Annotated in this window: 14 protein-coding genes; 10 read left to right on the top strand and 4 right to left on the bottom strand. The window is 41.5% G+C overall.

Annotated elements, in window-relative coordinates:
- The first annotated feature begins 237 nt into the window (after window positions 1-237).
- From H6G26_RS34100 to H6G26_RS34135, 10 genes are all read left to right on the top strand, one after another.
- Window positions 238-783 carry a hypothetical protein gene (locus tag H6G26_RS34100; protein WP_190735505.1) on the top strand — a complete coding sequence of 182 codons (546 nt, stop codon included), beginning with the start codon at window positions 238-240 and terminating at the stop codon, window positions 781-783.
- A gap of 51 nt (window positions 784-834) precedes the next feature.
- On the top strand, window positions 835-1,068 hold the full coding sequence (locus H6G26_RS34105) for a hypothetical protein (RefSeq protein WP_190735507.1): 234 nt from the start codon (window positions 835-837) through the stop codon (window positions 1,066-1,068).
- A 182-nt stretch (window positions 1,069-1,250) separates the two neighbouring features.
- Window positions 1,251-1,700 carry a hypothetical protein gene (locus H6G26_RS34110; protein WP_206757578.1) on the top strand — a complete coding sequence of 150 codons (450 nt, stop codon included), beginning with the start codon at window positions 1,251-1,253 and terminating at the stop codon, window positions 1,698-1,700.
- The gene (locus H6G26_RS34115; RefSeq protein WP_190735511.1) at window positions 1,701-2,051 is read left to right on the top strand and encodes a hypothetical protein; all 351 of its coding nucleotides are present in this window, start codon (window positions 1,701-1,703) and stop codon (window positions 2,049-2,051) included.
- A complete protein-coding gene (locus H6G26_RS34120; RefSeq protein WP_190735513.1) occupies window positions 2,051-2,656 on the top strand; it encodes a hypothetical protein in 606 nt (201 codons plus the stop codon). Before H6G26_RS34115 ends, H6G26_RS34120 begins: the two co-directional genes overlap by 1 nt.
- The gene (locus H6G26_RS34125) at window positions 2,631-3,050 is read left to right on the top strand and encodes a hypothetical protein (RefSeq protein ID WP_242054072.1); all 420 of its coding nucleotides are present in this window, start codon (window positions 2,631-2,633) and stop codon (window positions 3,048-3,050) included. The genes H6G26_RS34120 and H6G26_RS34125 overlap by 26 nt, the downstream gene beginning before the upstream one ends.
- 9 nt (window positions 3,051-3,059) lie before the next feature.
- Entirely contained in the window at window positions 3,060-3,209 is a 150-nt protein-coding gene (locus H6G26_RS43165; RefSeq protein ID WP_242054073.1) for a hypothetical protein, read from the top strand.
- A 4-nt stretch (window positions 3,210-3,213) separates the two neighbouring features.
- Window positions 3,214-3,492 carry a hypothetical protein gene (locus H6G26_RS43170; RefSeq protein WP_242054078.1) on the top strand — a complete coding sequence of 93 codons (279 nt, stop codon included), beginning with the start codon at window positions 3,214-3,216 and terminating at the stop codon, window positions 3,490-3,492.
- Window positions 3,432-3,659, top strand: coding sequence for an alpha-ketoglutarate-dependent dioxygenase AlkB (locus tag H6G26_RS43175; RefSeq protein ID WP_242054074.1), 228 nt, complete (start codon window positions 3,432-3,434; stop codon window positions 3,657-3,659). The genes H6G26_RS43170 and H6G26_RS43175 overlap by 61 nt, the downstream gene beginning before the upstream one ends.
- 301 nt (window positions 3,660-3,960) lie before the next feature.
- Window positions 3,961-4,536, top strand: coding sequence for a hypothetical protein (locus H6G26_RS34135; RefSeq protein ID WP_190735515.1), 576 nt, complete (start codon window positions 3,961-3,963; stop codon window positions 4,534-4,536).
- Window positions 4,537-4,752: 216 nt separating this feature from the next.
- Here H6G26_RS34135 and H6G26_RS34140 read toward each other — a convergent pair whose 3' ends face one another.
- The 4 genes from H6G26_RS34140 to H6G26_RS34155 form a co-directional block, all read right to left on the bottom strand.
- On the bottom strand, window positions 4,753-8,838 hold the full coding sequence (locus tag H6G26_RS34140) for a malectin domain-containing carbohydrate-binding protein (RefSeq protein ID WP_190735522.1): 4,086 nt from the start codon (window positions 8,836-8,838) through the stop codon (window positions 4,753-4,755).
- Window positions 8,839-9,130: 292 nt separating this feature from the next.
- Window positions 9,131-9,382 carry a hypothetical protein gene (locus H6G26_RS34145; protein WP_190735524.1) on the bottom strand — a complete coding sequence of 84 codons (252 nt, stop codon included), beginning with the start codon at window positions 9,380-9,382 and terminating at the stop codon, window positions 9,131-9,133.
- Between the two features lie 92 nt (window positions 9,383-9,474).
- A complete protein-coding gene (locus H6G26_RS34150; RefSeq protein ID WP_242054075.1) occupies window positions 9,475-9,645 on the bottom strand; it encodes a hypothetical protein in 171 nt (56 codons plus the stop codon).
- A 230-nt stretch (window positions 9,646-9,875) separates the two neighbouring features.
- Window positions 9,876-10,310 carry an SDR family NAD(P)-dependent oxidoreductase gene (locus tag H6G26_RS34155; protein WP_190735526.1) on the bottom strand — a complete coding sequence of 145 codons (435 nt, stop codon included), beginning with the start codon at window positions 10,308-10,310 and terminating at the stop codon, window positions 9,876-9,878.
- Window positions 10,311-10,441: the final 131 nt, after the last annotated feature.

Here is a 10,441-nt window from a genome sequence, read left to right on the forward strand (position 1 = left end):
ATTGAATATTTTTAGTATTAATGAATAGCCGTTCAGTTGAAAATAAGATAATTTTCAGATTGAAAAATATTTGATTTGTTTTGTTTATCATTCACTCAATTTCTACAATTATTTATGTCATTTTAAAATCTTTCTTAGTTTTTATTAGTAAATAAGATGCGTTCGCCCTGACTGAATAACAGTAATGCCGAGGACGCTGAAATTAGCCACCACTTCAAGGCAAGCTCGAAAATCTGGGTGGCGAACGGTTGCTACTCAAAAGAAGAAGTTGCTGATTTCTTGCACCTCTTCCGCAGAATTCGAGACAATATTCACCAACTTCAGCAAGACCTGAGTATTTCTGGAATCAGCCAGCGCAATATTGCCATCCGCGATCACTTGTTTGCTTTTTCAGTAGCAGAGGATCAGCTGATATTGCTGGAATGCGATCGCATTACGCTTCAAAATGCGGTTCCAAGCGTTATCAAATATTTTGTTAGCCTTGTGCAGAAATTGCCTGGCTACAACCTGTTTCTGTGTCAGGGAGAGGATCAAAAAATTTCCACTTCAATTACAACAATTAAAAATGCGACTCAAAGGGCGGTACGAGCCGATATTTATGCAACCAGCCACGATTGGCAGCAAACAGGTGCTAACTGCTGGGAGGGTAAACGCACCTACAAGGTTGACCCCGATGAAATTCACCTATGTCTTCATCTTGATTGGGATGAGAACGAATTTATTTTCTTCGATGCTCATCACCCAGACCCCAAGCGATGCCCTTGGTTAGACACGGCAGAGTAAAACACATTTTTAAACTTGTGCAAGTCTGAAAAATTATTTTAGGAGCGAACTATGACATTACTCTTAAATCAGTCGCTACTGCTCGAATCCAAATCTTTTAGAACGGAAGCCATCACAAACTTTTCTGACGACAAGGCTTTAGAAATTCTGGCAAAGGCTAAAGCAATTATCTTTGCAGTTTGGGGTGGTAGTGGTTGGGCAACTACCGCACAAATCGCAGAATATTTCGGAACCACGGAGTCATCTGTCAGAGAACTCTTTCGAGTTAATGCCCTGGCTGTCTAACTGGTGTTGTTTGCAGGTAAGCTGAAAAAACATCTACCAGCAGCCATTCATCCGTGATCGAAAAAAAGCCTCGCCACCGCCCACAAAGACATTTTCCGGATGCCAAACGAATAATTGTGAAATGTGAGCGAAATTTGTGTATCCATTGCGACACAAAATTAGTTAGCCTTCCATCTTGGCATATGCGTAAAACCATTCAAACCCTAGAGGGAGTGATATTTGTGGCAGGCAAGGGGAAAAAATGTGCCAACTCTCAATGTGAATATTTTGGTAAACACTACTTAACTTATGGTGTAATGAAATACAGTTTACCTCAAAGTACTTACGGTCTAGATGTGCTGGCATTTATTGGTTGGCAACATGAGCACGAGCATCAACAGTTGGTAGAAATTCAACGGGAATTAAACCAGCGTGGTGTTGAAATTAACGAGAGGAATGTAGGTAAGCTATATCGCCAATTTCTGGCACTGTTGGGTGGTACGATGGCACATACCCAGGAGAAATTAGCTGCCACAGCCCATGAACATGGTGGTTTGATTTGGGCGATTGATGCCTTACAGCCAGAGGGTCACGGGACTTTGCTGTATGTGTTGTACGAGGTATTAACTGGCACACCAGTCAGTGCAGTTTAATTGCCAGAAGCACAAGCAGAACGGTTAATTGAGTGGCTGCAAGCATATAAGGAGTTACCGTACAAAGTGCTAGCAACCTTGTCAGATGGGGAAGAAGCAATCATTGCGGCAATGAATTCGATTTGGCCAACTGCACCACATCAACGTTGTCAGGCACACTTTCTCAACAATTTGAGTGATGAAGTATTGCCATTAGATACAAAGCTACGACAACAATTAAAGGTAGATTTAGATGGATTACCCAAAATACCTGAATACTCGGAAAGACTCCAAGACCCAAGCCAGAAACAGCAGCCAGACAGTAGCCCCTTTTTTCAGCAATCCCCTATTCGTCACGAGACGCAGAGTTAATGGCAGTTGAAGCACAGATTCGCGTTGCTATTCGGGATTGTGTCAATCGCACAAGTCGCAAACCTTTTCAGTGGGGCGGCTTAAGTGGCTATCAACAACTATCAGTGATTGGGCAGATACTACGTAGTTTACCATGCCGAGAAATTGACACAGATTATTTGTCTCTCTTGTCAGTATGGGTTGACCAAGCTTTAAGTAATAGTCATACAGTAGCGTCGGATTTGGAAGCAGCCCACAAATGGTTGCAACGAATTGCCGAATGTTTGCGCTACCCTGAACATCACCATAACAAGGTAATAAATGTAACTGATATTACACAATTTCCCAAATTACCTTTAACAAGCTTTCAAGTCCGGCGCGACATGGAAGAATTATTACAGCAGTTTGTCCCTGACCGTCAACAACATCCCGCACAGTTTGCTCTCAAGAAAAAGTTACAACGACTATGGCATAAATACGGAACTAACTTATTGTACTGTTATGATATCCCTGGCTTGCCGCCAGATAATCTCAAAATTGAGTCTTTGTTCAGCCATTTGCGTCGCCATCAGCGACGAATTAGTGGGCGCAAATCAACTGTTGAATTACGTTATTTTGGAGGCTAAGTTTCCCAATTGCGATTGGATCTGCACTAACCCACCTTATGCGGAGTTTGCTGCACCAATTATCAAGAATGCCTACCAGAAAGCGCGTGTAGGTGTCGCTGCATTTTTGTTAACCAGCTTTCTCGAACCTTGCGATGACCGGGCTGATTTCTTACAGCAGCACCCGCCGTCACTTGTGATAATCATGCCACGCTTTTGTTTTCGTAAGGATAAGAGGGGTAAACGCTGGGCTACTGATAATATCACCATCTCATGCTTAGTTTGGGATAAACGTGCCACCACACAGCGCATTATTGTACGTCCCAAACCAGAAATTATTGGGTTTTACAAGAATCCAGAACAAGCTATTTCACAGGAACGCGCAGAAGAAATCTTAAGAGCGATCGCCGCTTAAGGAGTATGTATGAAACAGATGACACTTTTTGATGAACCAACTATAGTAACACCCGTCACTTATTATCCAGACTTTCTCACAAAGCAAGAAGCAAACGAACTTTATCAACATTGCCAAGAACTGCAATGGCAGCAAAACCTTTCTCAGGATGTTGGGTAAAACTATGCCCGTTCCGCGTCTGGAATGCATTTATGGTGACGAAGGCTGTGATTATCTCTACTCAAAAAGCGTACTACTCAAACCATTACCTTGGACTTCATCGCTGGCCCAACTGCGAGATAGGATTACTGCGGCTACTGGTTACAGCTTCCGCATCGTCATTGGTAATCAGTACAGAAGCGGACAAACAGCATCGGCTGGCATTCTGATAATGAGTCATCAATGGGATTTAACCCAGCAATTGCTTCTATCAGTGTTGGTGCTGTTCGCAAATTTCAGATAAAGCCCATTGGGGGAAAGCCTACTGATTTCTGGTTGGAACACGGCAGTCTGTTAGTCATGCACCCAGGTTGCCAATCTACTCATCTACACCAAGTACCCAAGACCAACAAGTTTGTAACTACACAAATTAATCTGACATTTCGTCCACACATTGGGGGGAAGAGATAACGGCATTAGTGAGGAGTAAACATAACAGATCGATAAATAATTTTGAGGAGTTATATGACAAGTACAGAAATAATCAAACTAGAACAAATGGTTACTAAACATCCTCTAAATTTCTCCAAATCACCATTATGGGATGCTCTCGAATCTCCCCTGCTTGTGAAAAATCTTACGTATATAGCAGCAAAATCCCCGCGATGCTTCTAACAGGCGGGGAAAAATAAACTGTAGATTTTAGTGGCGTGGAGATTAGAAATACGAGTTTACATCAAGAATTGCTACAAAACAGTTGCTGGAGGATTTTATGAGCAAAGTTATAGCAGGTAAATCTCCTAAAAATCATTATACTCCTATATCGAATGCTTTAATTCGTAACCCCGAAATAGATGATGGTACATTCAGATTAATTTGTTGGATGACATCACACACTGAAGGCTGGGAGGTGAATTTCAATAGCATTAAAAACTCATTGGGTTATGGTCGAGACAAATTACGTAAGATTCTCAAAACTGCGGAAACCCAAAATTATTTAGTCAGAAGAAAAATTCGCAATCAAGCTGGATTATTTGATTTTGAATATCACATCTTCAAGGATACCGATTCGGCGATCGCTTTCCGAGAATCCTTGCCACCTATTGAATTGACCAGTGACTTGTTTTTAGGGGGTGGCGCAACCAGGGGGGTCAAAACCGGAGGTGGTCGAACCGGAGGTGGTCGAACCAGAGGTGGTGAATCACCCCCTCTATTAGAAGAACAATATAGAGGAAATCAAAAAGAAAAAAAACATACTCAAGTTGCTCCCCAAATCCAAGAATCATGTGTGTGTGAAGCTGAACAACTAAACCTTGAAGAACCACCTCGTTGGCAGACAATGCCCTGACCTTGAGTTGGAAGCATATTCAACATAACGAGTACTCGAAAGCACGACGTGAACAAATTCAACAAGAGGCAAATGCTGGAGTTTGAAGCGCGTCGCCGAAGACACTGCGCTCTGGGCGATCGCGTGCTACAGTGTGATACGAAAATAAGGGCATAAAAATCTTATGCCCTTATTCTATAATCAATCTAGAACAGCTAGATTGCAGACTTTATTTCATCAAACGAAGTAGGCTGTTCCAGTTAGTGGCAAGAATGCATCTGCCATTACTGACTGCTTACCATTGCTATTAACAACCAAATCTAATAATCCGTTAGCGTTGGGGTCAATGAGCGGTTTACCGACAAAGTTTGGCAGAGTACCAATGATTCTTTGATCAGAAACTGAGGTAATAGATGCAGATTGTCCACCAATGGAAACCTGAGTATTCCCCAAAGTACCGAAGTTCTTACCGCCGATGACAAATGTATTACCACCTACTGCTGGCGCTCTCCAGGGGAATAAATCGTAGACAGTAGGATCTACCACCCCAGGATCGTTAGGAAGTGCAACCGTAATTGAGTTGTCAGTCAAATCAACGCCAACAATTGCACCTCCAGGCCCATGCTTGATATCTAAACCATCTGCAACACCAGTCAGGGTAGTAGTTTGTTGCACCTGAGTGCCATCTGGTGAGAGTTTGATGTTATAGAATTTGCCATTCCATTGCTGGGCAATTAAATTACCTCGCATTTGGTTTTGGAATGTTGTGGCACGGTACTCATCAAGCCCATTAGTTGAAGGAGTAAAAGTTGTCAGTGGAGCTGTATATACTCCTGGAATACTGGGGTCACTTAGCCCATAATAAGTATTCTGGCGATTGTCAGAGCTTCCACGATTTCGATTGGGATGACCGTAGTATTCACCTGCTTTGATCAGATTGAGTTCATCTGGAGCAGAACCGACAGTTGTTGGTTTTTGAGTTGTAGCCGAGGTAGAGATGTCTCCAAATGTTGCGTTATAACCATTCTCTGTGGCATAAAGTAATCCTTGTGTTGTGAAAGCTGCACCAAAGGTATTACGAAGTCCACTAGCGTATACGGAAACATCTACACCAGATTTGACTTTTGCTATATCTCCAAAGACCTGACTATCTGCCGGATTAAAAGTTAATCCACTAGGAATCTCATAACCAGCTGGTAGAGGATTTGGTAGCTCATACTTTATCTGCCCATTGAAGCTAGATTTTGAAATTTCAGCTTTGAGGATAGCAGCTGAGAAAGGAGACTCTGGAACACCGCCTATATTGTCATTGGTAATACCTGCATTAGTATTGCCACCAACATTAATGTATAAATCGCCTTTGTTATCAAACGTTAAAGCATTAATGCCGTGGTCATGGTTGGAAACCGGTAGCCCTGAAACTAAAGATTTCCGTTGCGAAAAATTAGCTCCTTCGAGTATTGAAATTTCACCACTATAAGGAGAAAGTTCAGTTTTAGGAAAGCCTTTACCATCATTATTGGCATATAGCTTACTATGAGCAACATAAATACTTGGGGCACCAGAGGTATCGTAAGGGTTAAAAGCGATCCCTAATATTTGCTTATTATCTAGGTTCTTGATAGTGGTGATTGTTTGGGTAGCAGTAATGTTGTAGTTCTGATCAAAGGTGTATGCTTTGATTTCACCACTGTAAGTGCCCACATAAAACCTACCATCTGGGCCCCAAGCTCCGACCGTAGGAAAACTAACTGTAGCTACTGTTTTCTTGTCAAAGCTGATAGCAACGATGTCATTGTCGATGATGTCAACAGCAAGATTTGGAACAGTAAGATTTTTGTAGCTGTTATCTGTAGTAGTGATCGTGTGAGTAATGTTGGCTGTTTGGGCACCTTCTGCCACATTATCGTTCACTGCACTGATACTGACTGTTTGAGCAACATTCCAGTTAGCAGCAGTGAAGGTCAAACTAGTCTTGTTGGCGCTGATCTGATTGCCAGGTACAAGATTAATCGTCACATCCTCTGTGGGTTGGCTATTGAGAACTAAGGAGTAAGTATCACTAGCGCCTCCTTCCGTGACCTCAGTTTTGCCTTCTGTTTGTTGCAAAACTACTTGTGGCCCAGTCAATGCAATGACTTCAATACCTGTGATACTAGCGTTGTCAACGCTGGCTGCGAAATCAATGTTGAGGATGCCATCAGTCACAGTCTGGGTTGGGGCAGATAGAACCAAGGCAGAGTTATTACCTGTGAAGAAGGCATTTTTGGATTTGGCAAAAATGTCTATGTCATCAAAAACTTTCTGACCTTCTAGAGAAACATCAAATATCCTCTCATTAAAGTCAGTCCAGTAAATTTCTGTAAAGTGTAGATTTACGGCATAGTTGCCGTTCGCTACTGGAATTTGATAAGCCAAGTTTTTGCCATAACGCTCAGTTTGATACACAGCGTCGTCTTCCGTCTTGCCGATTGGAGCAGCAGTGGAATAGGTGTTGCTTGTTCCTACGAAATACTTATCTGCTTCCCAAACTTGGCCTTTGGTATCGGTATAAGATTTAGTTGAGCCTGTATCGATCCGAATGGCTTTGCCTGTGGCTGGAGAACTATCGTTGTCAATAACACTAACAGCAACATTAGGAATGCTAAGAGTTTTGTAATTGTTATCTGTAGTGGTAATGGTGTGACTAATATTTACTGTTTGAGTTCCCTCTACTAAGCTATCGTCAACAGCTTTAACAGTAACAGCTTGGGCTATATTCCAGTTATCAGGTGTGAAGATTAGGCTGGGCTTATCTAGGGTAATTTGATTACCAGCTGCTAAGTTAATCGTTACATTGCTTGTAGGTTTGGTATTCAAAACTAACGAGTAACTATCACCAGTAGCTGCTCCTTCGGTAACCGCAGTATTACCGCCAGTCTCTTGCACAATTACCTTTGGCCCAGTCGCACTCACAGGGATGATTTCAATAGCCGAGACTTTAGCATTGTCTTTATTAGCCAAGAAATTCAAATTCAGTGTGCCATCTTTGACGTTAACATTAAAGGACTTGTCCAGAGCAATGTTTTTACCGCCAGCTTGGGCAAAAATATCTAGGTCATCAACTACTAGCTGATTCTCTGCACTGACATCAAAGATGCGCTGACCTGCGGCATTCCAGTATATTTCTGCAAACTGGAGTTTGACTGTGTAGTCTCCGTTGAGTACTGGAATCGCATAGTCCAGGTTACTCAACCAACGCTCTGTTTGATAAAGTGGGTCTGTGACAGTACTGGCGATCGCTGTTATGGTGGAATAAACATTGCCACCAACGAAATACTGATCTGCGCTCCAAACTTGACCTAAGCTATCGGTGTACGCTCCACCTCCGGCATTGATCCGAATTGCATTGGGTTTGAGTGGAGTACCTGAATCAGGTAGAGGTGCAGCGTTAGGTTGATAATCTAAAATCTGCACGACAGATGGTAAGCTTGTCGTTCCATCGGCGGCTTTAGTTACCGCAAGGATATGGTTCAATCCTCCATCCGTTTGAGAACGTGTAAGGGTTATCGGAATATCGACAAAACCCCCTGCCCCAATCGTGGCAGACTTTTCATTAACAGCGATCGCTGAGTTGGCTTCAAAAGGATCTAGATCAAAGCCACCGCCGTTATTTTTAAATAAGCCAGCCTCCATCACTAGTAAGTTAACTGAAGTCCCTGGAGTACCGCTGACTTTAACTGTTTGGTTGGCATTTGAAACAGTTGTGGGTGCAGTTGAGGCTAGACCCAAAACCTGAATTGTTGGTTGGGTAGGTGCATTTGCTTGAATAACAACCTGTGAGCCATCTAAACTATTGGGAATTCTATAAGTCTTTCCTGTGTAACTGGTACTATCAGAGAAATCGACTGTGAGCGTTGTACCTGTTAGTTCTAGACCAGAAACACTTCCTGACTCATTTGGCCCGGGAGCAGGTAAACCTTTGATACTGGTTGGGTCAACATTTACAGAAAAAGTGAATGTTTTACCTGGATCGAAGCTGTTAAAAGTGATTTCTACAGCATCAAAGCCACCGTCACGAGCTTTGAGGAACTTGAAAGCAGCAAATCCTGTTCCGCCTTCACTATCTACTGTGAAGTTCTTCGCTACAAGGTCACCAGCAGTTCCCGAAGGATCAAAGACTAAATCTGGAAGAATACTAGTGCTGAGGTCAATTACTACTTTGTTTATTTTTTCTTGAGATGTGGAATTATTAACAATCTTAAAAGAGCCGGAATTATAGGTACTGGCATTGATGCTATTGGCATTTGCATCATCGATGAAAAAAGAAGCTTTAGCAACCATGATGTTCTACCTACGAGTAATTGCTTACTCAATCTCACGTAAAAGACATACTTCGCACAAGGGTTTATATAAATTTATGATGTTTTTTATTTAAAAAATATATGAATTTTTTTTGACCATTATATTAATCAAATACTTATAAAAATTCCATAAAACTAGATAAATATTTTATGTAGTTTTTATTAACTTACCGTAAGCATTTAATCAATTTATAGTAAAGTTGTAGATGCTGGAGAATTAGCAACACAAATTTTTTAACCAATCGGGTTGGAATTTCTGTAACAGCACCAATTTATATAAAACGACAACAATAATTTGCATTTACTTTAGAAGCGATCGCTAGTTTTAGTCCTGCAAAATCAGCTTTTGTTATTGAACTATCTTCAGTTTTCGGTTTGGTGCTATAGGTAGACTTTGGCTCAAATGCTTTTTCCTGCTGAAAACTCCAGTATCCAAAAATTGTACTAATTTCCTGTGCCTCTGGGCGATAAACCAATACAGTTGAAATCAGCCTGCTTTTTCGTAACTGTTCCCTTGCCTTCACAGAGGAACTTTCTTAACTGAACCACATTGAGCTAATTGCGATCGCTATTGTATTGGTTAATATACAACCAAAACAATTCACGCATGTCAATCTCATGAAATGGTTAAGGGAATCCCGTTATCTTTGGGTTTTAAATTGAGAATAAATGGAACAGCTTTCAATACCCAATCGGACACGGGTGTATAATTAGCAGCTTCTTCTCCAAAGCTAATAGAAAGCATATCTGTATGAATAATCCCCGTATTGAGGGGTATAGCTGCCATACCAATTGGCAATTATTGTGCCAAAGAACGAGTTAACAAAGTCGCAAGTCGCAAGTGAAGAACTCTCAAACGGTTCAGTTTAAGTCCCAGGCTTCTATCAAGCCGCAAGTATGTTAGGCGGGGTCCAAATCAAATCCCCGTTACAAAACTTACTTGCGACTTGCGACTTGTCACTTGCGACTTGGAGTTAATCCTTCTATTGCCCACTTAGAAGCACAATATGGTGCAACTTAGGCCCAAGTCGAACGTCCCCAGCCAGAACTAAAGTTAACAATAATACCCCGTTTCTTTTTCACCATTGCTGGTACGAAATGGCGAATTATATTCGCTACTCCTTTGATATTGATGTCTATAAGATCCGAAAATTCTTCAGATGGTATTTCCCACAAAGGTGCTGGATAATTGGTAATTGCCGCATTATTTATCACTATATCTGGCGGTGAATATTTTTGAAGTACGTCTTGGGCCCATTTTTTTACAAGTTGTTCATTTGCCACATTTACAGATGTGAAATCATTGGGCGCACTAAACTTTTGGCGTATTTTATCAATAGCATCTGATGAACGGGTGCAACCAATAACAGTATGCCCCTGTTGAATAAAACCCTGGGTCATCGCATAACCTAAACCTTTGCTTATGCCTGTAATTAGGATGAGCTTACTCATATTTTTTTATTATTCCTGCTCTGAATCAATAATTCGTGGGAAAAAATAACCACTACCTCCAGGGCAAACGCATCTAAATATTGACGAGCCTGAATCAGTATGAAATACACCAAGACTCAAACTACATAAGG

Source organism: Nostoc sp. FACHB-888 (assembly GCF_014696655.1).
In the GTDB taxonomy this organism is placed as follows: domain Bacteria; phylum Cyanobacteriota; class Cyanobacteriia; order Cyanobacteriales; family Nostocaceae; genus Nostoc.